We start from the raw sequence: 20,597 nt of genomic DNA on the forward strand, positions 1-20,597 counted from the left end.
ATCGGGCCGATCAGACAGCCAGCATCGCGTCCAGTTTGCCGGCACGCTCCAAGGCGTGCAGATCGTCGCAACCGCCAACAAGCTCGCCATTGATGAAGATTTGCGGAAAGGTCGTTCCGCCGGATTTCTCGATCATTTCCTGCCGGTATTCCGGTGTCGTGGTAGCGTTATATTCCGCATAATCAACGCCCTTGCTGTCCAGCAGCGCCTTGGCGCGCGCGCAATAACCACAAAAATCCCGCGTATAAATCGTCACCGGTGCCATGTCTTTCAAAGCCTCGCAAACGTGCGATGAACGCACGGTTTCCTCACATCATTCAGGCTTCATATAGGCCCGGAAATGGCCATTGCAAAGGTCAAAACTGTCACATCCGCGGCACCTGCCTTGCGCAGGGCACGGCTTGCCGCACCCACCGTCGCGCCGGTCGTATAGACGTCATCCACCAGCACCACGCGCTTGCCATGAACATCGGCTTCCCGGCCGGGCGCAAGCGAAAAAGCGCCGCGCACATTATCCCGTCGGGCGAGTGCGGAGAGCCCCACCTGACGCTCGGTCGGCTTCACACGCAACAGCGTGCCGGCGAGCAGAGGTTTGCCGGCCGCCCTCGCCAGATGCCGCGCCAGCTCAGCGGACTGATTGAAGCGACGGCGCAGGAAACGGTAGCGATGTAAGGGCACGGGCACAATGCAATCGCAGGCATCCACCGTTCCGTCGCTTGCCCGCAGCATCCATATCGCCATCAACCGGGCGAGATCAGTACGGTCCTGATATTTCAGCCGGTGCACCAGCTTACGGGCAGTGCCCTCATGGCTGGCAACGGCGCGCAGGCGATCAAAGGATGGCGGATCGGCAATGGCCCGCGCACTCACAACGCCTTCGCCATGATCGCGCGAAAAGGGGACACCCAAAACCTCGCAGAAAGGCCGTTCGATGAAGGCAACCTCCCGCCAGCAATCGGGGCACAACGCCCCCTCGCCGCCGGTCATGCGATTGCAGCCGGCGCAGGTTGGTGGGTGGACCATGCGGAAGGCCGCGCGCAACAGGCCACGGGCGGCGGCCGGCACGCTGGCAGACTTCGACAGCAACTCCGAAAACAGATCTTCACCAGCACCCATAAGGTTGACTTTAGCGCCGAACGGGTGCCTTTGCGAGAGCGATATGGTCCGGCCAGACACCGGAAAACGATGCCCCTGACGGCATGACAGCAAAGAAGCGGCCCGCCGACCCCAAGGCGCTATTGGCCGAGCAGGCAAGACGATGGATATTCTCTTTGACCAAGCCCTGATCGAACAAAACCGTCGCCGGGCATGGAACCGGCGCGACGACAAGGCCCTGTTTCTTCTCGATATGGCAGCTGAAGAACTCGCCGACAGGCTCGCCATTGTCGAGCGCCAATTCGAGACCGCGATCGAACTGCATGGCGGAACCGGCATCACCGCGCAGCGCCTGGCCGAGACGGGCAAGGTGGAGGCAATCCGCCGTATCGAGACCGAGAGCTGTTTTGCCACGGATGGGAATATTCCGCAGGCAGCCTCAATGGAACATCTGCCGCTTGAGGAGGCGTCCGCCAATCTCGTCGTTTCGCCGCTTGCACTGCATCTCACCAATGATACGCCCGGCGCGCTGATCCAGATCCGGCGGGCATTGAAGCCGGACGGCCTGTTTCTCGGCGCCATTCCCGGCAGCGGCACACTGCATGAACTGCGCGACGTGTTGCTGACGGCGGAGGCGGAACTGACCGGCGGCGCCAGCCCGCGCGTCATTCCCTTCGCCGATGTGCGTGATGTCGGGGCGCTTTTGCAGCGCGCCGGTTTTGCCCTTCCGGTCACCGATTCGGAAACCTATACGGTGCGGTACGATTCGATTTTTCCGCTGATGCGCGACCTGCGCGCCATGGGCATGGCCAATCCGCTGGCAAGCCGCAGCAGAAAACCGCTCAACCGCGCGTTCTTCCTGCGCGCGGCGGAGCTTTATGCCGAACGTTATTCAGACCCGGATGGACGGATAAGGGCGACATTTTCCATCATCTATGTTTCAGGCTGGGCGCCGCATGAGAGCCAGCAGAAACCGCTGAAGCCCGGCTCCGCCAAAATGCGCCTTGCGGATGCGCTGAAAACCACCGAGGTGAAATTGTCCTGAGCGCCCGCCCCAGCACTTTCAACTGTTTGCGAAAGTATCGGCGAGAAACTGAAAAACCGAATTGATATTGCTGCCGATGGTGCCGGCGCCAGCGATGAGCGCGGCGGAAATCACCCCAACGATCAGGCCGTATTCAACTGCGGTGGCAGCGTCGTCGTCCTTGCAGAAATTGATAAAAGAACGCAGCACAGGATATTCCCCATCCACCATCCGGTCTATCCGCAGGCCGGCAATATGCTTTATTGAAATCGAATATATCTTAAGACGACCAGTGTGAGGAATCGGTTACCGATGATGGTAAACGATCAGCAACCGCTATCGTTGTTATAACCGGTCACGACACAGGGCATTTCCGGCATCGGCTGGGTTATGCTGCGGCGAATGGAATAGGTCTTGCCCGTATCGGTCTTCTTGATCGAGCCGGTGCTGATCATGTCATAATTGTCGGGAAACTGTGCCACACGGGTGGATGATTTTCCGGCAAGCATGGGGGTGATGATCAGGGAGAGAGCGATAACGGCCGTGCCGAAAAGCAGCGCGACATTAAGAACGCCGGTGCGACGGGATTTATCGGAATAAGAGTGACGACCTTCCACCGTCTTCCAGAAATCCTCGTTCATGACCAACCTCGTCTCGCGCAGTTTACCGCTTCTTTAGATTAACAATCTGCCAGAGGGTGCTGAACGATCTCTTAACATAGCCCCGTTTTGGCACGGCAAAACGCAGCGAATGGAAGGTTTTCACGAAGCTGTGACGGTGTAAGGCGGCGTCTTAAAGCAGATCCTGCAGGAAAGGGATCAGCGGCTCGTCGGCCGGCGGCATGGGGTAGTCACGCAGGGCCATCGGCTTTACCCATTTTATCGCCTGACCCTCCCGGCCATGCGGGATGCCTTCATAACGACGGCACACATAGAGCGGCATCAGCAGGTGAAACGTCTCATAGGTATGGCTGGCGAAGGTCAGCGGTGCGAGGCAGGCGACCTTGGTCTTGATACCCAGTTCCTCGTCCAACTCGCGGACAAGGGTTTCCTCCGGCGTCTCGCCGTGCTCGACCTTGCCACCGGGAAATTCCCACAGGCCGGCGAGCGATTTGCCTTCCGGCCGCTGCGCCAGAAGAATGCGGCCATCCTGATCGAGAAGCGCGCAGGCAGCGACCAGCAGGATTTTTTTGCCCGCCTCACTCATTCTTCAGCACCCTTGTGCCAATAGCGATAACGATAAGCTTCGGTAAAACCGAATTTTTCGTAGAGCGCAATCGCGGCAGAATTGGTCGAAACCACCTGCAACCATGCGCTTTTCGCGCCGCTGATCCTCGCCCAGCGCAACGCCGAGGCTAAAATCTGCGTGCCGAGACCCTTTTGTCGTCGCGACTTGTCAACATCGAGGGAGATAATGCCGGCAAGATCGTTATCCTGCACGCAAATAACAGTCGCAAGCGGTTGGCCTTCAACTTCCTCGTTGATGAACAGGCCGAGTGTCGGCTTGATGGAACTGACGATCTCGGCAATCGCCGGACGCAGGGACGCATCGCCATCGCTGACCTTGAGACTGGCTTCCACAAAACGACCGATATCGTGGCTCGGCAGGCTGACGAGCGTCTCCGGAAGCTCCATGCCGGAAAGATCGGCCGTCATCACCTTGACTTCCTCAAACACGGACCAGCCGTCCTTGACGAGAAAGTCTTTCAGTTGCGGCGGCATCAGCGTCGTTTCGCGCACCACCAGCGGTCGGCCGAAATCCTCGAAACGCTTGCGTGCCTTTTCCAGCCGCACTGCGCTGTTGCCATAGTCGGACGGGTCAAGCGGCACCACGCAGTTGATGCGCTTGGAGGGATGCGACCCCGTCAGACGGATTTGCCAGCTGCCGTCATAAATCACCGACGAGGCCGGCCATGCGCGGAAGCTGACGGCTTCCAGACGGCGAACCAGTGGCAGATTGACGGCTTTGTTGTCCTGCATTCTCTTCGGCTCCAACGGTCAGCTCCGGTAGTCGCCGTTGATCGCAACATATTCCTTGGTCAGGTCGCAGGTCCAGACCGTGGCCGTACCCTGGCCGAGACCGATATCCACCTTCACCGGAATATCTTCCAGCCGCATGACGGCCGTGGTCTCCGCTTCCGAATAATCCGGGTCGCGCTCGCCGTTGACGGCCACGCGCACGCCGCCGAACCAGATAGCGAGACGGTCGCGGTCGGCCATTTCGCCTGACTTGCCGACGGCCATGACGACGCGGCCCCAATTGGCGTCTTCACCGGCAACCGCCGTCTTCACCAGCGGCGAATTGGCGATGGAAAGGGCGATCTTCTTGGCGGCGGCATCGTTTTCCGCGCCGGTGACGGTGACTTCCACCATCTTGCGGGCACCTTCGCCATCGCGAACCACCTGCAACGCCAGATCCTTCAGGAGATCGTTGAGCGCGGCACGGAAGGAGGACAGGCGCTCGTCATCGGCGCTCGTTACCTTCACCTGACCATCTTCGGCCGCCGCACCCGTGGCAAACAGCATCAGCGTATCGGAGGTGGATGTGTCGCTATCGACAGTCACGGAATTGAAGGTCGGGCCGACACCGGCCGAAAGCAGGGATTGCAGGGCGGCAGGCTCAATATCGGCATCCGTCACCACAAAAGAGAGCATCGTCGCCATATCGGGGGCAATCATGCCCGCCCCCTTGGAAATACCGTTGATCGTGACGACCACGCCGCCGATCTCGGCTGTACGGGTCGAGACCTTCGGATAGGTGTCGGTCGTCATGATCGCCTTGGCGGCTTCCTGCCAGAAATCGGCTTCCGCCCTGACATTCATGTCGCCGAGAACGCCGGCAAACTTCGAGGCGTCCAGTGGCTCGCCGATTACGCCGGTCGATGCCAGAAATACTTCGCCCTCAGAGCAGCCGACGGCAGCGGCGGCGGATTTCGCCGTCAGCTCGGTCGCCGCCTTGCCCTTGATGCCGGTAAAGGCATTGGCATTGCCGGAATTGACCACCACCGCACGTGCTGCGCCGCCGCCGAGATTGGCGCGGCAGAAATCAACCGGAGCGGAAGGGCATTTTGATTTGGTGAAAACGCCGGCCACGCTTGCCGGCTTGTCAAACACCATCAGGAGAACGTCGGTGCGGTTCTTGTACTTGATGCCGGCGGCGGCCGTCGCCATGCGAACGCCGCGCAGGGCTGGCATGTCGGGATAGGATTTCGGAGCGAGCGGGGAAACGGCAACGGACATGGAAAAGCGCCTGAAATTCTGGAAATGGGAGGTATGGAAGTGCCTGAGATGAAACGGGGCGGCCTCAAAGCCGCCCCGTAACAAGGTGATTATTACTGCTGCGGCGGCTGAGCCTGCTGTTCCTTCGTGGCTTCGTCGTAGCCCTTCTTCAGCGTCTCATCCATGATTTCGATCTTCTGGTCAGCCTTGGCCTTCTCGATGAGGGCAACGTACTTGTCACGCATGACAAGCTGACGAACCTGCGGCTCCACCTGCTCGAAAGCCGGCGGCGGGGCGATGCGCTTGTCTTCCAGCTTGATGACGTGGAAACCGAACTGCGTCTTCACCGGGGTCTTGGTGTAAGCGCCCTTTTCGAGACCAAAAGCGGCTTCTTCGAATTCCGGCACCATGCGGCCCTTACCGAACCAGCCGAGATCGCCGCCGTCATCCTTGTTGGAATCGGTCGACTTTTCCTTGGCGAGTGCGGCGAAATCCTTGCCCGAATCAAGCTGCTTGATGATGTCCTTGGCTTCATCTTCGCTGGCGACGAGGATGTGGGCAGCCTTGATTTCTTCTTCCTGCGGCAGGGCTGCGACTTCCTTGTCGTAGCGTGCCTTCACTTCATCAGCGGTGACGGCATCAACCACATGCTTGCGGAAATAGGCGTTGTGCAGCTCACGGTCCTGGATGAATTCCATGCGCTTCTTGAAATCTTCGGTCTTTTCGAGACCCTCGGCGCTGGCATTCTTCACGAGAAGCTTGACGTCGATCGCGCCGGAAAGGGCTGCGACCTTCTTCTGCTCGTCGGGAAGCTGCGCGAGCTGCGGATCGAGGTTGCCCATGGCCAGATCGAGTTCGGACTGGTGGATTTCCAGATCGCCGACCTTGGCGACAACCTTGTCTTCCTGTGCAAAAGCCGGAAGCTGGAGGCCGAGCGTGGCCACAATCACCGCAGCCGCAATTTTATTATAGCGCAACATTTTGAACCTTTCGGGGACAATGCCGGCTCCAGACATGGTTTCCGGCTCTGAAAAAACTTCCAAACACCGGATTGTGGCCATTCTGTAACGGGCAGAACCGTTGACATCATTTGCCCCCCCTCTTATCTGTCACGCAACCTCGCGTCCAGATACGTTGAAGGGCGAAGTCCGTCATTTGTTGCTGAAATCGGCATGACGGAGAAAAGCGCCCGTGAAAACGGAATTTCAGAAAGGGCCAGTAAGATGGTCAGTCTCGGCGGAATAGCCCGCAAGTTGTTCGGTTCGGCAAATGAACGCCGCGTCCGCTCCTATAAAAGCAAGATCGCAGCCATCAATGCGCTGGAAGAGGCCACCAAGGCTTTGTCCAACGAAGCGCTGGCGGCAAAGACGGCGGAGTTCCGCCAGCAGCTTGCCGATGGCAAATCGCTGGACGATCTCCTGATCCCGGCTTTCGCCGTCGCCCGTGAGGCGTCACGCCGCGTTCTGCACATGCGCCCCTTCGACGTGCAGCTGACCGGCGCCATGATCCTTCATGGCGGCGCCATCGCCGAAATGAAGACCGGTGAAGGCAAGACGCTGGTGGCGACCCTTGCGGTCTACCTCAACGCGCTGGCCGGCAAGGGCGTGCATGTCGTTACCGTCAACGACTATCTCGCCAAGCGCGACGCCGCCACGATGAGCAGGCTTTATGGCTTCCTCGGGCTGACGACCGGCGTCATCGTGCACGGGCTGGATGACGACCAGCGCCGCGAGGCCTATGCCTGCGACATCACCTACGCGACGAATAACGAGCTTGGCTTCGATTATCTGCGCGACAACATGAAATACGACCGCGCCCAGATGGTGCAGCGCAGCCACAATTACGCGATCGTCGACGAAGTCGATTCGATCCTCGTCGATGAGGCGCGCACACCGCTGATCATTTCCGGCCCGCTGGACGACCGCTCCGATCTCTACAACACCATCGACGCCTTCATTCCGCTTCTGTCGCCGGAAGATTACGAGATCGATGAAAAGCAGCGTTCGGCCAACTTCTCCGAAGACGGCACCGAGAAGCTGGAAAACCTGCTGCGGGAGGCGGGTCTCCTGAAGGGCGAATCGCTTTACGACATCGAAAACGTCGCCATCGTTCACCACATCAACAATGCGCTGAAGGCCCACAAGCTTTTCACCCGCGACAAGGACTACATCGTCCGTAACGACGAAATCGTCATCATCGACGAATTCACCGGGCGCATGATGCCGGGCCGCCGTTATTCCGAAGGCCAGCACCAGGCGCTGGAAGCCAAGGAAAAGGTGCAGATCCAGCCGGAAAACCAGACGCTGTCTTCCGTCACCTTCCAGAACTATTTCCGTATGTACTCCAAGCTCGCCGGCATGACCGGTACGGCATCGACGGAAGCGGAAGAGTTCGGCAACATCTATGGCCTCGACGTCATCGAAGTGCCGACCAACCTGCCGATCCAGCGTATCGACGAGGACGACGAAGTCTATCGTACCGGCGAGGAGAAGTTCCTGGCCATCATCACCGAAATCAAGGCGGCACATGAGCGTGGCCAGCCCGTTCTGGTGGGCACGACATCGATCGAAAAGTCGGAGCTTCTGGCCCATATGCTGCGCCAGTCCGGCTTTACCGATTTCCAGGTTCTGAACGCCCGTTACCACGAGCAGGAAGCCTATATCGTTTCCCAGGCCGGCGTTCCCGGCGCCGTCACCATCGCCACCAACATGGCCGGTCGCGGCACCGACATCCAGCTCGGCGGCAACGTCGACATGCGCCTCGAGCGCGAGCTGGAAGGCATGGAGCCCGGTCCGGAGCTTGATGCGAAGGAAGAGGCAATCCGCGCCGAAATCAAGGTGCTGAAGGAAAAGGCGCTCGCCGCCGGCGGTCTCTACGTCATCGCGACCGAGCGCCACGAAAGCCGCCGTATCGACAACCAGTTGCGTGGCCGTTCCGGCCGTCAGGGCGACCCCGGACGCTCGAAATTCTATCTGTCGCTCCAGGACGACCTGATGCGCATCTTCGGCTCCGAGCGCATGGACTCGATGCTGCAGAAGCTCGGCCTGAAGGAAGGCGAGGCAATCGTCCATCCGTGGATCAACAAGGCGCTGGAACGTGCCCAGAAGAAGGTCGAAGCCCGCAACTTCGAGACCCGCAAGAACCTTCTGAAATATGACGACGTGCTGAACGACCAGCGCAAGGTGATCTTCGAGCAGCGCCTCGAGCTGATGGAGGCCGACAATATCGGCGAAACCGCAGCTGACATGCGCAACGAAGTCATCGAAGCGCTCGTCACCAAGCATGTTCCGGAAAATGCCTATGCCGAACAGTGGGATATTGCCGGCCTGAAGGCTGGTATCGCCCAGTTCCTGAACCTCGACCTGCCGGTGGAGGAATGGGCCAAGGAAGAAGGCATCGCCGAGGACGACATTCTTCAGCGCGTTACCGAGGCCGCCGACAAATACGCTGCCGAGCGTGCGGAACGTTTCGGTCCTGAGATCATGACCTATGTGGAACGTTCGGTCATTCTCCAGACAATCGACCATCTGTGGCGCGAACATATCGTCAACCTCGATCACCTTCGCTCCGTCGTCGGTTTCCGCGGTTACGCCCAGCGTGATCCGTTGCAGGAATACAAGGCGGAAGCCTTCGAACTGTTCCAGTCGCTGCTTACCAATCTGCGCGAAGGCGTCACCGCCCAGCTGATGCGCGTGGAACTGGTGCAGCAGGAACCGCAGCAGCCGGAACTGCCGGAAATGACCGCCCATCATCTCGACCCCGTCACCGGCGAAGACGAGATGTCGTATAGCGCGCCCGTCGCTTTGGTGCCGGCCGAAGAGCGCGATCCGAACAATCCCTCCAGCTGGGGCCGTATCGGGCGCAATGAAATGTGCCCCTGCGGCTCGGGCAAAAAATACAAGCACTGCCACGGCGTTTACGAACAGGCGTAAACCTGAGGCCCATTTTTGATAGCAATCGCCCGTAACCCCGTGTTGCGGGCGATTTTCTTTGCGCCCGTTCATTGCTGTTGACGGATATCAGCGATTTCCAATATGGGAGCTGATCATCTTCCTGAAAGCGCTTTCATGAGCGCATCCGGAAGCGTCGGACGCGCTCGCAATCTTTGTTTTTGCGCATTTTCCGGACGTAAGACCGCTACGCACGTTTACTGGAAATGTTTTCATGGCCCCTCGCGATCTCGCCGCCTATATTTTTCTCGCGCTCGCATGGGGAATGTCTTTCCTGCTGCTTCTGCATGTCGTCGCGGCCTTCGGCTGGATTGGTGCCGTCACGCTTCGCTCGCTTGTCACCGCCGTCACCCTCTTTCTCATCGCGCGGGCCGCGCGCCGCCAGCTGGCATTTTCCGCCAGCTGGCGTACTTTCACCGTCGTTGGAGCGACAACGGTTGCCGGGCAGCTGATCGGCCTTTCCTACGCAACACCGCTGGTCGGCACCGCCATGGCCGCCATTCTGGTGGCGACAATTCCGCTTTTTTCCATGCTCATCTCGCAGATATGGGGGCTTGAGCGGCTGACGCGGCAGGGTGTTGCCGGCCTCGTCATCGGCTTTGCCGGCATCGTCCTGCTCGTCGGTTTTCCCGCCGTTCCCGTCACGACCGGTTTCATCATCGGCTGCGCCGCCGCTGTCGCCGCCTGTATCTGCGCCGCCTATGGCAGCAACTATGCCAGCCACCACCTCAAAGGCGTTGGCTCCTGGGAAATCACCATCGGCTCCTTTCTGGCGGGCGGCCTGATGACCCTGCCGCTTCTTCTGGCCGTGCCATTGCCCGGAACGCCGGCTCTCATCGACTACGGTTACCTGCTGATACAGGCGGTGGTCATGAGCGGCCTCACTTACATCACCTATTTCCGGCTCGTCTCCACCATCGGTGCAACGAAGACGATCAGCGTTGAATTTGCCGTCACTGTCGTGGCGGTTCTTATCGGCGCTCTGGTGCTGGACGAACCCCTGTCACTTCCCCAGCTTTTGGGCGCGGGCATCATCATTTTGGGCTGCGCACTCGTGCTCGATCTTCTGCCCAAGAAAAAAGCGCCGCCCACGCCATCCGGCGCATGAAGGGTTTATTAGCGTTTTCCACTAATAGTCGTGGCGGCTATCGCTGATCAAGCGTGATCGCGTTTGCGACGCGAGGGAAAAATGCAACCGGGCAAGTCAGATTATGAGCATTATTGGGATCCCTTGCGGGCTCTCCTCATGCTGCTCGGCATTCCCTATCACGCCTCCCTGCTCTACAGCCACGCCCTGCCCTGGGATATCAAGGATTTTGAGACCAGCCCGGTCCTGACAGCACTTGGCGCGGCGCTCGTCACGTTCCGCATGCCGGCGTTTTTTCTGGTGGCCGGTTATTTTTCAGCCATGGTCGTCGGCAAGAAGGGCAAGATGCCTTGGTTGAGGCAGCGTTTTCTGCGCCTTGGCCTGCCCTTCATCGTGGCCTTGCTCCTGCTCGGGCCTCTGCAACTTTTCCTGCTGCAACTGGCCGGCGTCGCCAAGGGCGATATCCCCGCCGACCGGCTGATGCAGAGCCTGCCGGGTCTATTGCGCCCGAGTGAACAATGGATCATGCATCTGTGGTTCCTGCCCGCCCTCATTGCCTATTCCGTCCTGCTTGCCGGCCTGCTGTTCCTCGCGGAACGCCCGCCACTGGCCTATGCCAGAGACTGGTTCGGCAGGGCGCGGGCACGTTATCCGGCCCTGTTTTTTGTCGCGCTCTGCGCCTTTCCCGTTTTGTGGGAGCTTATGGTCTACGGCTCGGGCCTGCTTGCGGGCAAAACCGGAAATGGCCTGTTTATCCTCTACGAACGGGCCTCCGATCCTTATGCGCGCTATCTACCGTTCTTTCTCATCGGGGCGCTGTTGAACCGCGACCGGGTTCTCTTTCACCGTTTTCGCCAGACGGGGTCTATCACCGGCATTATCGCCTTCGGCACCATCGCAACCGCCGTGACGCTACGGCTGCAAAATCCCTTTTCCAGTTCGGCCATGCTCGTGCTGGTTTCGGCGATTGCGGCGGTGGCGGCAAGCCGCCTGCTGATCGACCTCGCCTGCCGCTATTTCGACAGGCCAAGCCGGATTGCCGGACGGATGACGGATGCCTCCTTCACCATCTACCTGTTTCATCACCCGCTGATTTACGCTTTTGGCACGCTTTTCATTCTGATCTCGCTGCCGCCCATCCTCGAATTCACGATCATCGTCGCGGCGACAACCTTTACGGCCTATCTGCTGCACCAGATGATACGCCGCAGTCCGCTTGCACTTTTTCTTCTCAACGGCACCCGCAAGCCGCGGGCGGCAAACGACATCGGGACAGGCGCCGCCGCCTCCCAAACCCTTCGTTAAGGATAAGGCGGTTACAATCCAGCTGCCTATTTAACTGGAAATGATGGCGTGTGGATCATGGCTATCCTCAACACGGCGGAAAAAGCCTTACCCGCAGGCCTGCGCGCGAAGCTCTCGCCGCTGGGAGCGAAAATCGCCGTCCTCGTTTGCGCAAGGGATGATGTCTCCCGCGCCCAGCGCATGGCGTTGGTTGCCTTTGCGGTGCGCATCGTCAGCGCCGGCATCGCCTTCATCTCCCAGATCATCCTGGCGCGCCTGATGGGCGAATTCGAATACGGCCTCTTCGCCTTTGTCTGGGTTCTGGTGATCCTGTTCGGCAATCTGTCCTGCCTCGGTTTCCACACCACTGTCATCCGCTTTTTACCCGGCTACCGTCTTGAGGACGCCCATGACAAGATCATGGGGCTGACATCGACGGCACGCATCTTTGCCATGCTGTCCGCCAGCACGCTGGCGCTTTGCGGCTTTGTTTTCCTGTATTTCTTCGGTGAGCGTATCGCCGCCTATTACCTCATTCCCGTTGCACTGGCGCTTTTCACCCTGCCGATGGTGGCGCTTGGTGATGTGCTGAACGGCACTGCGCGCGCCAATGGCTGGGCAATATCAGCCCTCAGCCCCACCTATATCGTTCGCCCGGTACTGATATTGCTTTTCATGCTGGTGGCGATCGGGCTTGGCGCGGAAAAAACCGCGACAACGGCCATGCTCACCGCGCTTCTCGCCACCTATGTCACCACGCTGTTCCATTTCGCTTTCCTCAACCGACGGCTTAACCGGAATTTCCGCAGCGTCGCCCGGCGGATCCATTTCAGCCACTGGATGCGGTTTGCCTTTCCCGTGTTCCTGATTGACGGTATCGGCTTCCTGATGACCAATTCGGATGTGGTGATCGTCGGTCTCTATCTGCCACCGGATCAGGTCGGCATTTATTTTGCGGCGGCGAAAACCATCGTGTTGATGCAATTCGTATTTTTCTCCGTGCAGGCGGCCGCAGCCCCGCGTCTGGCCGCCCTGATTTCCGCCAATGACCGGCAAGAGCTGGCCGGTTTCGCCAGCCAGGCGGCGCGCTGGGCCTTCTGGCCGTCGCTTGCCGTCGGTTGCGTCGTGCTTCTGGCCGGCCCATTCCTGCTCTCTCTGTTCGGCCCCGGTTTCGTTCAGGGTTATCAGCTGATGTTCTTCCTCTTTGCCGGTTTTCTCGCCAAAGCACTGATCGGTCCGGGGGAAACGCTGCTGAACATGGCCGGCAAACAAAAATTGTGCGTTGCTCTTTATATTATCATCTTCGGTTGCAATATTGCACTCAACATGTTGCTCATTCCGGTCTATGGTCTGGCAGGGGCTGCGGCAGCGGTTGCAATAGCCATGTGCATAGAAGCTGTGTTACTGCATGTAGCCATTCGCCGCACACTCGGGATCGTCCTTTTTGCCTTCAACGATCCCCGGGCGGGTCAAGACACTGGGAAGGCGGTGTAACGATAAGCATGTCCAGCGACCCAAAGAATCCCGATTTTCAGGATCCGCGCATCGCGGCGCTGATGGCGTCGGCGGAGCGTGACCGTCCCGTGGCGGACAGCAGCCGGCGCGTGGGACGCGACGGCCGCGAATTCTGTATCTATCCGGGCCAGCTCGGTTACGACATGCAGGAAGAACTCGACTTCCTGTCCAACCGTGTCATGGAGGCGAATGTCTTCTTCACCGGTCGGCTTCTTGCACCAGCCATGCCGCGTATCGACGACAAGTCCGTGCGCTTTGCCCTCATTCGCGACGAAAACGGCGCCAGAAGCCGCATGCGCTTCCTGATGCCCTTTACCGTTGAAAAGCCGGGCTTTTCCATCGGGCCTTCCATTCTGCGCGTCTGGGCCAATCCGTTTGGTCCGCTCGGCACGCCGCTGGTCGATACCGAGGGGGCTGCGGAAACACTCGACAATCTTTTCGACGCGCTTTCCGACCGGGAAATGCGGCTGCCGAATGTGCTCGTGCTGCCGGATGTGCGGCTTGAAGGACCTTTCGCCCGCATGTTCAGGGCGATCGCGCTCAGCCGCAACCTGCCGGTGACGACGACGGGCAATTACCAGCGGCCGATGCTGGAAAGCCTCCTGGATGGCGAGGCCTATCTGCGCAATTCGCTTGCGCCGCACCATCAGCGGGAAATGCGCCGCCAATGGCGTCAGCTCGAAAAACTTGGGGCCATCGCCTACACCGTGACCCGGCAGCCGAAGGACATACGTTACCGTATGGAGGAATTCCTGGCGCTGGAGGCAAGCGGCTGGAAAGGCCGCAAGCGCACCGCGCTGGTGAACGACCGTTACCGTGCCGCCTTTGCCCGCGAGGCGATCACCAATCTGGCGGAAGCGGATGCCGTGCGTATCCACACCATCGATCTCAACGGCGCGGCGATCGCATCCATGATCGTTTTCTTGACGGCCGGCGAGGCCTATACGTGGAAGACAGCCTTTGACGAGAACTATGCGCAGTTTTCGCCCGGCAAATTGCTGGTGCAGAAACTGACCGACTGGCATCTGGACGATGCTAATATTCTACGCAGCGACAGCTGTGCGGTGCCCGATCATCCGATCATGAGCCGTTTCTGGCAGGAACGGCAGGAAATGGGCACATTGGTTGTCGGGCTGACACATAACAGCGACCGGGACGTGCGGCAGGTTTCCACGCAGGTGGATATGTACCGCAACACCCGCAACCTCGCCCGCAGCCTGCGCCAGAAAATCCTCTCCTTCGGACGCAAGGGCAATTAATCGCGAAGGACGCCGAGGGCGTCCTTCGGATTGCTGTCGTGGCAAGACCTGCGTCAGCGTGACGCCGTCCTGATCATCTTGCACAATTGCGTCAGCGCGGCATCATATCCGCCGCCCAGAATATCGGCGCAACGGCGGGCGAGCCTGATCTGCTCGGTTCGCGACATGTCATTATAGGCCTGAACGGCGTTGCGCATCGCGCCAGGTGACATCGTGCCCGGGTTGCCGGGATTGGACGGATTTCCCGGGCTTCCAGGATTTCCCGTGGAACCCGAACCGCCAATGCCGACACCAACCCCAAGGCCAAGACCACTCGATCCGCCGACATTGGCCCCGACATTGGCATTGATGCCGTTGGAGCCGCCAACCGAAGCGTCTACACCGGCGCTGACGCCGCTGGAACCGCCGACGGATGCGTTGACATCCGCATTGACCCCGTTGCTACCGCCGACAGACGCATTGACATCCGCGCCCAAACCGCCGCCGCTTCTACCGCCAACGTCGGCACTGGCATTGACACCATTGCTGCCGCCAACGGAAGCATCGACACCAAGCCCACCGCTGCCATTGCCGCCGACACTGGCATTCACCCCGTTTTCGCCGCCGATCCCGATATCCAGCGCATGTGCGTTGACGGGCAAGATAAGGCAGGCAGACAGTAATAAATTGCGAGAAAGCGCCCTCATAATTTCCTCCCTATGAGTTCTGGCTATTCCCGCCCCGCGTGGAAATTCCACGCTGGCATCATAATTCAATTAGTAATTGCGTATATTCTAATTTGTTAGAGGTATCTAATATTACGTTAATGCTGCAACCGCAGGTGTATCGATACGGGACCCACGAACCCCTCCCTTCCTTCACTACCGGGCCGGAACAGGCAGGAAATAGCCGCCACAAACACGCGTAAATAAGAAGGATAAATCAGCTTTGGGGTTGCACGCATGGCCTTGGCCGTGATAGACGCCGTGGCATTACCACCGTTGCCCCAATGGCGGAATTGGTAGACGCGCCGCACTCAAAATGCGGTTCCGCAAGGAGTGCTGGTTCGATCCCGGCTTGGGGTACCATTTCCAAAATCGGCATTGATTTTATTCATTTTTATCCGGGATTTCCCGATATCCCTTCGACCATGGCATGGCGGCCCGCATCCTCACGAAACTTTGCTTGTCCGCCCCGGGTTTATTACCAGGCTTTCATTTGCCAGACGCTTCGGACTGAATTAGACGAATCCCGTAACACACCGTTGATCGGCGACTTAATTTCGCCATCACGCCCGCCTTTTTGAAAGCCCGTCCGGGATATCTGCTTCTTCGCGAAGTTTGAGGAAAACATCATGGCCAATGCGACCACCGCCGACAACAGCCGCACGCTCGCCGCTCTCGGCGTCACGGCGGGAATGATCTTCACCGTCGGCTCCGCCCTCGGTTTCCAGCATATTGGCGGTTATACACCGTGCGCCTTGTGCCTGCTGCAGCGCGACCCCTATTATTACGCCATTCCGCTGGGCATATTGGCCGTTGCGACCAGCGTCTTCAAACTGCCGGTTCAGATCACGCGGCTGCTTCTTGCCTTGATCGGCGTGGCGATGCTGATCGGCGCCGGGCTTGGTGTTTATCATGCCGGTGTGGAGTGGGGTTTCTGGGAAGGCCCGATCACCTGCGCCACCGGCGCGCCGTCCATCACCACCAATGCCGGCGATCTTTTGGGCAACCTGAACGCCATCAAGGCGCCTTCCTGCAATGACGCCGCACTTCGGGTGCTCGGTCTTTCTTTCGCGGGCTGGAACGTCATCGCAAGCATTGCGCTTGCGGCCATCGCCTTTTTTGGCGCGAGCCGTAAAAGCCGGTAAGCGGAAAACCGCGTGCAGTCCTGAAGATCAGGGCTGCAGCTCGGTATCCCAGTAAAGATAGTCCATCCAGCTTTCGTGCAGATAGTTGGGCGGGAACAACCGCCCATTATTGTGCAAATCCTGAACCGTCGGCTGAAAGGGCTTCTGCGCCGGGAACATGCCCGCCTGTTTGGGAAGCTTGCTGCCTTTTCTAAGGTTGCAGGGAGAGCACGCCGCCACGACATTGTGCCACGTGGTTTCACCGCCATGCGCGCGGGGGATCACGTGGTCGAAGGTCAATTCGTCCCGCGTGCCGCAATATTGGCATTCGAACTTGTCCCGAAGGAAAACGTTGAAGCGCGTGAAGGCGGGGTTGCGGGTGGGCTGCACATAGGTCTTGAGGCTGACGACGCTCGGCAGCCGCATGGAAAAGCTGGGGGACGATACCGCGTGATCATATTCCGCGATGATGTTCACACGGTCTAGAAAGACAGCCTTGATCGCGTCCTGCCAGGACCACAACGACAAGGGATAATAACTCAGTGGCCTGTAGTCTGCGTTCAGAACGAGCGCCGGCAGGGCCTGTGGTGAAACTGCAATCGTCAAGGGCTTCTCCTGAGCGATTCGGCATCTGCACATGTATATTAGGTCCGTTGTTACAGGATTGTGAAGCCTATAAATGCAGCGGAGAAGAGCTTAATTTTTCAGCGGGAAAAAGGCTCTTTTATGTTCCTGAAGACCTTGCGACAGTCCGCCCGACGGCTTGCCGCCTGACAACCGCGTGAACAGCGATTCGCCGCTCCCGGTCACGAATCGGTCTCACGCTTGTTGCGCCATTGGTGATATGATTATCGCGACCGAGAAAGCGGCGCGCACATCCCGTTCGGACACCTATCGGTCGCTCCACCAGCAGGAGGAAAACGCATGGTCTCGCGCAGGCATCATCCACCGGCAGCGTTGCGAACCGGACTGGCAACCGGCCTGTTTGTCCTTACGATAAGTCTGGCCGCATTGGCCCATGCGCAGCAATATCAGAATTTCGAAGTCACCCCGGATGGTCGCGGTGGTGCGCAGGGCACGATCGGCGGCCGCAATTTTGAAATCGAACGCAACTATGACCGGCCGCCGACAAACCGCCGCTCATCATCAGACGCGCGGCGCGACTATAGAAGCCGCGCGCCGCAACAAACATGCCTTACAGACACCGAGGGCAGAACCCGCTGCAACTGAACGCCACTGCGCCGCTCTCCCGGTCGGCTTCCTCCACCGGCAACAAAATTCGATTTCACTAAAAAGCAATCTATCGACTTAAACGGCCTGCAAGAAAGGGCCGGTATGTTCAGGCACAGATAAAACAACTGTGCAGGGGCAGGGACATGGCGAAGAGAACAGGCCGTCTTGTAAAGACTTTGGCAGTCGCCGTCGGCATGGCGGCAAGCATCGCGACGACGGCATCGGCCGTTCAGCTTGGTGGTCTCGCCAAGAACCCGGTTACAGCGCGGCCCGGCCAGTTCATGTCAACAAGCCGCCCCACCATCGCGCCCATCGCCTTTGCCAAATTCTGCGACAATGCCGCCGACCAGTGCGTCCGCATTGGCGATCGTGATACGATCGAGCTGACGAAACAGAAGCGCACGGAATTGCAGCGCATCAACTCCGAGATCAACACCGCGATCGTCTATGTCGGCGAGCTGGAGGGGCAAGATGAGTGGAAGCTCAATCCGGCAAGCGGTGACTGCGACGACTACGCCGTGACCAAGCGACAACGCCTGCTGCGTGCCGGCTGGCCATCGGGTGCGCTTCGCATCGCCACAGCCCGCACCCCGAACGGTATCGGCCATGCGGTTCTGGTCGTCAGCACGACCCAGGGTGATCTGGTGCTGGACAATCGCACCAATGTCGTCAAGCCGTGGAAAGCGGTGGATCTGAAATGGATCAAGATACAGTCGCACGAAAACCCGCGCGTCTGGCTGAAGCTCTAGAACGTCTTCAGCAAAGCTGCGCGTCCCCTCGTTTCGCGAGACCAGACGCGCGCTCGACCGGCAATTTAAGGCGTCATATCTTTCGAATCTGAAAGAGGCTATGCTGTCCTCTCATATCGAAGCGTCCTCGACTGGAAAAACGCCACCGACGCGGCGCTTCAGAGGACCATTTACAGAGACCTGAACCTCCTAACGGCCTAGCCTCAGGAGGCCGTACGGCCGCCACAGTCAACACGCTTGACCTTGTAGCGGAGAGACAGTATCGGCAGCTATGCCCAAGGTGCTCAACTGGATTCGCGGTCGTAAACAGCCAGCCCCCCGTGACGACCGGAGGCGCCGCAGGCTGGACCTTGGCGACAAGCCCGCCTCCTTTCCGATCTATGCCATTGGTGATGTGCACGGTTGTCTCAACCTGCTTTTACAGGCGGAACAGAAAATCCTTGCGGATCTGGCTCCTGACCCCTCTCCCGCTCTGGTCGTTCTCGTCGGGGACTATGTCGACCGCGGACAGAATTCCTGTGGTGTCATAGACCATCTTCTGCAGCCGCCGCCGGCGCCACTGCGCCGTATCGCGCTGTGTGGCAATCACGAGCAGCTGTTCAGCGACTTTCTCGAAAACCCGCAGGACAACATGCACTGGCTGGATTTCGGTGGCCGCCAGACACTGTTGTCCTATGGCGTCGATATCGATTATTTCATGCACAAGGGCCGCTTGCGGCTCCAGCCTTTCAGGGATGCATTGATCGGCGCGATTCCGCTGACCCACCGCCAGCTTTTATCCAGCCTGCCGGTCTATGCCCGCATCGGACCTTATATTTTCGTGCATGCCGGCTTCCGGCCAGGACTGCCACTGGATACGCAGACCGATGAGGACATGTTGTGGATCAGGGAGCCATTCCTGTCGCAGGGAGCTGGCCTCGACCTCCTTGTCATTCATGGCCACACGCCGGCCCCAGAACCGCAGACCGGCCCGCAACGGATCGGTATCGACACCGGCGCCTTCACGACGGGCAAGCTAACGATCCTGAAGCTTTCAGATGCCGGCCCGCAATTGATTGTCTGACTCGGTCACCGGCAGACCATAAATCAACGGGCCTCAAAATCTCGATCTTCGGCCTTTCGAGCAATCAATCCCGTTTGAAGTCCAGAATATTGCCAAGCGCCGCCATTTGCTGGCGTTTCCATTCAACGGCGTCGCTGAACGCCCTGTCTCCCAGTTCCCATCGCTGCTGCTGGCTGGAGGCAAGCAACAGGACCGCATTGGCAAAACCCTGATGGTCATCATCATCGACGACGATCACGCCGTTGCGATAGTGCTCCGAAAGGCCCCTCGCGCCTGTTTGGGTGCTCACCGTTGGAACACCTGCCGCCAGAGCGTCGAGCAGTTTTATGTTGATGCCCGTGCCCAGCGTAATCGGATTGATCGACAGCGGCGCGCGCGAAAAAGCATCTTTCAGATTATCGACACGACCAAGCTTGAGAACGCCTTCCCTGTCTTCGATCCTGTTGCATATGCTGCCCGCCAAAACCAGCCGGATATCCGGCCGCGCAGCCCTGATCAAAGGCAAGACATTCTGAAGGAAGCCGTTGAGGGAAATGGCATTGGCATCATTGCCGGAACCGAGAAATAGAAAATCGTCCGACGTAAAGTCTTCCACTCGTTGATTGAGATCGAGAATATGGCTGACGGTCGTAACGGTCGGCCTTTCATTTCCGAGCAGCTGCCTGAATATCCGCTCTTCTTCTTCCTGGATGGAAAGAACGACATCGGCGCGACGAAAGGCCTTGCGTTCCGCCTTCGGCGGAACCGAGAACCAGTATCCATATTTGTTGGCGGTCTTAACGAACGCCCTGTGACGATCAGCAAAGGAGTCGTGCGTATCGAGAATGCGAAGCACATTCGCCGGCAGCCCCCTGAACGCCCGTGAATGAAATGCATATTCCACGATGACCGCATCGACCCCCAGCCGGCGCTGAACATCCCGTATCTGCCGGCCTATTTCCGGATAATAAAATTCATCGAGGTAATTGTAGAACCCTCTGTCGCGGCCAAGTACTCGGTAAATCTTCCGAACCGCCCGAAATACGGTCAATCCAACTTCGAAAGCCGGGTCCTCGGCAAACCGCTCATTCAGGCTGTCCCGCTTTCGGGACACAAAATGCAGATGGCCGGACCCGAATTCAACCTCATGAGCGGCGGGATCGAAATCGTCTATTATCGGAGTATCGATATAAACGAAATGCACGTCATGGCCGAGCGACCGCACCGCGCGGGTGAGTTGCAATATCCTGCTGCGATTGCCGGCATTTGCAGGTACAGCGGGAATGGCTGAGACGAAAGCGACCCTCATATCG

General features: G+C 58.9%; 21 protein-coding genes and 1 tRNA gene. 11 read left to right on the plus strand and 11 right to left on the minus strand.

Features of this window, described 5'->3' with window-relative positions; all coding sequences use genetic code 11:
• Positions 1-10: 10 nt before the first annotated feature.
• On the minus strand, positions 11-265 hold the full coding sequence (gene grxC, locus FCH38_RS10770) for a glutaredoxin 3 (protein WP_174374011.1): 255 nt from the start codon (positions 263-265) through the stop codon (positions 11-13).
• Positions 266-324: 59 nt separating this feature from the next.
• Positions 325-1,116 (minus strand): ComF family protein, encoded by a 792-nt coding sequence (locus tag FCH38_RS10775; RefSeq protein ID WP_174373756.1) that lies wholly within the window; start codon positions 1,114-1,116, stop codon positions 325-327.
• A 142-nt stretch (positions 1,117-1,258) separates the two neighbouring features.
• On the opposite strand from FCH38_RS10775, the gene FCH38_RS10780 reads away from it, so the two are divergent.
• Complete coding sequence (locus FCH38_RS10780; protein ID WP_153514536.1) at positions 1,259-2,140, plus strand: methyltransferase domain-containing protein; 882 nt, start codon at positions 1,259-1,261, stop codon at positions 2,138-2,140.
• Positions 2,141-2,158: 18 nt separating this feature from the next.
• On the opposite strand, the gene FCH38_RS10785 is transcribed toward FCH38_RS10780, so the two are convergent.
• The 6 genes from FCH38_RS10785 to FCH38_RS10810 all read right to left on the minus strand — a co-directional run bounded on the left by FCH38_RS10785 (position 2,159) and on the right by FCH38_RS10810 (position 6,317).
• A complete protein-coding gene (locus tag FCH38_RS10785; protein WP_174373757.1) occupies positions 2,159-2,350 on the minus strand; it encodes a Flp family type IVb pilin in 192 nt (63 codons plus the stop codon).
• Positions 2,351-2,445: 95 nt separating this feature from the next.
• Complete coding sequence (locus FCH38_RS10790; protein WP_142841425.1) at positions 2,446-2,760, minus strand: hypothetical protein; 315 nt, start codon at positions 2,758-2,760, stop codon at positions 2,446-2,448.
• Between the two features lie 151 nt (positions 2,761-2,911).
• The gene (gene mutT / locus FCH38_RS10795; RefSeq protein WP_149899371.1) at positions 2,912-3,325 is read right to left on the minus strand and encodes an 8-oxo-dGTP diphosphatase MutT; all 414 of its coding nucleotides are present in this window, start codon (positions 3,323-3,325) and stop codon (positions 2,912-2,914) included.
• A complete protein-coding gene (locus FCH38_RS10800) occupies positions 3,322-4,098 on the minus strand; it encodes a GNAT family N-acetyltransferase (RefSeq protein ID WP_174373758.1) in 777 nt (258 codons plus the stop codon). The genes mutT and FCH38_RS10800 overlap by 4 nt, the downstream gene beginning before the upstream one ends.
• An 18-nt stretch (positions 4,099-4,116) precedes the next feature.
• Positions 4,117-5,358: a bifunctional glutamate N-acetyltransferase/amino-acid acetyltransferase ArgJ gene (gene argJ / locus FCH38_RS10805; protein WP_174373759.1), complete on the minus strand. Its 1,242-nt coding sequence runs from the start codon at positions 5,356-5,358 to the stop codon at positions 4,117-4,119.
• Between the two features lie 92 nt (positions 5,359-5,450).
• Entirely contained in the window at positions 5,451-6,317 is an 867-nt protein-coding gene (locus FCH38_RS10810) for a peptidylprolyl isomerase (RefSeq protein ID WP_149899374.1), read from the minus strand.
• Positions 6,318-6,560: 243 nt separating this feature from the next.
• Between FCH38_RS10810 and secA the strand changes: the two genes are divergently transcribed.
• From secA to FCH38_RS10835, 5 genes are all read left to right on the plus strand, one after another.
• The gene (gene secA, locus FCH38_RS10815) at positions 6,561-9,269 is read left to right on the plus strand and encodes a preprotein translocase subunit SecA (RefSeq protein ID WP_174373760.1); all 2,709 of its coding nucleotides are present in this window, start codon (positions 6,561-6,563) and stop codon (positions 9,267-9,269) included.
• A 232-nt stretch (positions 9,270-9,501) separates the two neighbouring features.
• Positions 9,502-10,395, plus strand: coding sequence for a DMT family transporter (locus FCH38_RS10820; protein ID WP_174373761.1), 894 nt, complete (start codon positions 9,502-9,504; stop codon positions 10,393-10,395).
• An 81-nt stretch (positions 10,396-10,476) separates the two neighbouring features.
• Entirely contained in the window at positions 10,477-11,679 is a 1,203-nt protein-coding gene (locus tag FCH38_RS10825) for an acyltransferase family protein (protein WP_174373762.1), read from the plus strand.
• 57 nt (positions 11,680-11,736) lie between these two features.
• The gene (uppV, locus tag FCH38_RS10830; protein ID WP_174373763.1) at positions 11,737-13,152 is read left to right on the plus strand and encodes a Wzx-type polysaccharide biosynthesis protein UppV; all 1,416 of its coding nucleotides are present in this window, start codon (positions 11,737-11,739) and stop codon (positions 13,150-13,152) included.
• 8 nt (positions 13,153-13,160) lie between these two features.
• Positions 13,161-14,432, plus strand: a complete 1,272-nt coding sequence (locus FCH38_RS10835; RefSeq protein ID WP_174373764.1) for a GNAT family N-acetyltransferase — start codon at positions 13,161-13,163, stop codon at positions 14,430-14,432.
• 53 nt (positions 14,433-14,485) lie between these two features.
• Here FCH38_RS10835 and uppQ read toward each other — a convergent pair whose 3' ends face one another.
• Positions 14,486-15,118 (minus strand): polysaccharide biosynthesis GNAT family N-acetyltransferase UppQ, encoded by a 633-nt coding sequence (uppQ, locus tag FCH38_RS10840; RefSeq protein ID WP_174373765.1) that lies wholly within the window; start codon positions 15,116-15,118, stop codon positions 14,486-14,488.
• A 296-nt stretch (positions 15,119-15,414) separates the two neighbouring features.
• Between uppQ and FCH38_RS10845 the strand changes: the two genes are divergently transcribed.
• Together FCH38_RS10845 and FCH38_RS10850 are read left to right on the plus strand one after the other, a co-directional pair.
• Positions 15,415-15,499 (plus strand) — tRNA-Leu (locus tag FCH38_RS10845).
• 266 nt (positions 15,500-15,765) lie between these two features.
• Entirely contained in the window at positions 15,766-16,281 is a 516-nt protein-coding gene (locus tag FCH38_RS10850) for a disulfide bond formation protein B (RefSeq protein WP_046799774.1), read from the plus strand.
• A 27-nt stretch (positions 16,282-16,308) separates the two neighbouring features.
• Here the strand turns inward: FCH38_RS10850 and FCH38_RS10855 are convergent, their stop codons facing one another.
• Entirely contained in the window at positions 16,309-16,866 is a 558-nt protein-coding gene (locus tag FCH38_RS10855; RefSeq protein WP_080813864.1) for an HNH endonuclease, read from the minus strand.
• A 318-nt stretch (positions 16,867-17,184) separates the two neighbouring features.
• Between FCH38_RS10855 and FCH38_RS10860 the strand changes: the two genes are divergently transcribed.
• The 3 genes from FCH38_RS10860 to FCH38_RS10870 all read left to right on the plus strand — a co-directional run bounded on the left by FCH38_RS10860 (position 17,185) and on the right by FCH38_RS10870 (position 19,305).
• On the plus strand, positions 17,185-17,490 hold the full coding sequence (locus FCH38_RS10860; protein WP_174373766.1) for a hypothetical protein: 306 nt from the start codon (positions 17,185-17,187) through the stop codon (positions 17,488-17,490).
• 146 nt (positions 17,491-17,636) lie between these two features.
• Positions 17,637-18,242: a transglutaminase-like cysteine peptidase gene (locus FCH38_RS10865; RefSeq protein ID WP_149899381.1), complete on the plus strand. Its 606-nt coding sequence runs from the start codon at positions 17,637-17,639 to the stop codon at positions 18,240-18,242.
• A gap of 271 nt (positions 18,243-18,513) precedes the next feature.
• The gene (locus FCH38_RS10870; RefSeq protein ID WP_149899382.1) at positions 18,514-19,305 is read left to right on the plus strand and encodes a metallophosphoesterase family protein; all 792 of its coding nucleotides are present in this window, start codon (positions 18,514-18,516) and stop codon (positions 19,303-19,305) included.
• A 64-nt stretch (positions 19,306-19,369) separates the two neighbouring features.
• On the opposite strand, the gene FCH38_RS10875 is transcribed toward FCH38_RS10870, so the two are convergent.
• On the minus strand, positions 19,370-20,593 hold the full coding sequence (locus FCH38_RS10875; RefSeq protein ID WP_153514524.1) for a glycosyltransferase family 4 protein: 1,224 nt from the start codon (positions 20,591-20,593) through the stop codon (positions 19,370-19,372).
• Positions 20,594-20,597: the final 4 nt, after the last annotated feature.

It is taken from the genome of Agrobacterium tumefaciens (genome assembly GCF_013337285.1).
Taxonomy (GTDB): domain Bacteria; phylum Pseudomonadota; class Alphaproteobacteria; order Rhizobiales; family Rhizobiaceae; genus Agrobacterium; species Agrobacterium burrii.

What these genes read in the sequence shown, in the direction of transcription:
- grxC (WP_174374011.1), bottom strand. Translation starts at nt 265, where the DNA reads ATGGCACCGGTGACGATTTATACGCGGGATTTTTGTGGTTATTGCGCG.
- FCH38_RS10775 (WP_174373756.1), bottom strand. Translation starts at nt 1,116, where the DNA reads ATGGGTGCTGGTGAAGATCTGTTTTCGGAGTTGCTGTCGAAGTCTGCC.
- FCH38_RS10780 (WP_153514536.1), top strand. Translation starts at nt 1,259, where the DNA reads ATGGATATTCTCTTTGACCAAGCCCTGATCGAACAAAACCGTCGCCGG.
- FCH38_RS10785 (WP_174373757.1), bottom strand. Translation starts at nt 2,350, where the DNA reads ATGGTGGATGGGGAATATCCTGTGCTGCGTTCTTTTATCAATTTCTGC.
- FCH38_RS10790 (WP_142841425.1), bottom strand. Translation starts at nt 2,760, where the DNA reads ATGAACGAGGATTTCTGGAAGACGGTGGAAGGTCGTCACTCTTATTCC.
- mutT (WP_149899371.1), bottom strand. Translation starts at nt 3,325, where the DNA reads ATGAGTGAGGCGGGCAAAAAAATCCTGCTGGTCGCTGCCTGCGCGCTT.
- FCH38_RS10800 (WP_174373758.1), bottom strand. Translation starts at nt 4,098, where the DNA reads ATGCAGGACAACAAAGCCGTCAATCTGCCACTGGTTCGCCGTCTGGAA.
- argJ (WP_174373759.1), bottom strand. Translation starts at nt 5,358, where the DNA reads ATGTCCGTTGCCGTTTCCCCGCTCGCTCCGAAATCCTATCCCGACATG.
- FCH38_RS10810 (WP_149899374.1), bottom strand. Translation starts at nt 6,317, where the DNA reads ATGTTGCGCTATAATAAAATTGCGGCTGCGGTGATTGTGGCCACGCTC.
- secA (WP_174373760.1), top strand. Translation starts at nt 6,561, where the DNA reads ATGGTCAGTCTCGGCGGAATAGCCCGCAAGTTGTTCGGTTCGGCAAAT.
- FCH38_RS10820 (WP_174373761.1), top strand. Translation starts at nt 9,502, where the DNA reads ATGGCCCCTCGCGATCTCGCCGCCTATATTTTTCTCGCGCTCGCATGG.
- FCH38_RS10825 (WP_174373762.1), top strand. Translation starts at nt 10,477, where the DNA reads ATGCAACCGGGCAAGTCAGATTATGAGCATTATTGGGATCCCTTGCGG.
- uppV (WP_174373763.1), top strand. Translation starts at nt 11,737, where the DNA reads ATGGCTATCCTCAACACGGCGGAAAAAGCCTTACCCGCAGGCCTGCGC.
- FCH38_RS10835 (WP_174373764.1), top strand. Translation starts at nt 13,161, where the DNA reads ATGTCCAGCGACCCAAAGAATCCCGATTTTCAGGATCCGCGCATCGCG.
- uppQ (WP_174373765.1), bottom strand. Translation starts at nt 15,118, where the DNA reads ATGAGGGCGCTTTCTCGCAATTTATTACTGTCTGCCTGCCTTATCTTG.
- FCH38_RS10850 (WP_046799774.1), top strand. Translation starts at nt 15,766, where the DNA reads ATGGCCAATGCGACCACCGCCGACAACAGCCGCACGCTCGCCGCTCTC.
- FCH38_RS10860 (WP_174373766.1), top strand. Translation starts at nt 17,185, where the DNA reads ATGGTCTCGCGCAGGCATCATCCACCGGCAGCGTTGCGAACCGGACTG.
- FCH38_RS10865 (WP_149899381.1), top strand. Translation starts at nt 17,637, where the DNA reads ATGGCGAAGAGAACAGGCCGTCTTGTAAAGACTTTGGCAGTCGCCGTC.
- FCH38_RS10870 (WP_149899382.1), top strand. Translation starts at nt 18,514, where the DNA reads ATGCCCAAGGTGCTCAACTGGATTCGCGGTCGTAAACAGCCAGCCCCC.
- FCH38_RS10875 (WP_153514524.1), bottom strand. Translation starts at nt 20,593, where the DNA reads ATGAGGGTCGCTTTCGTCTCAGCCATTCCCGCTGTACCTGCAAATGCC.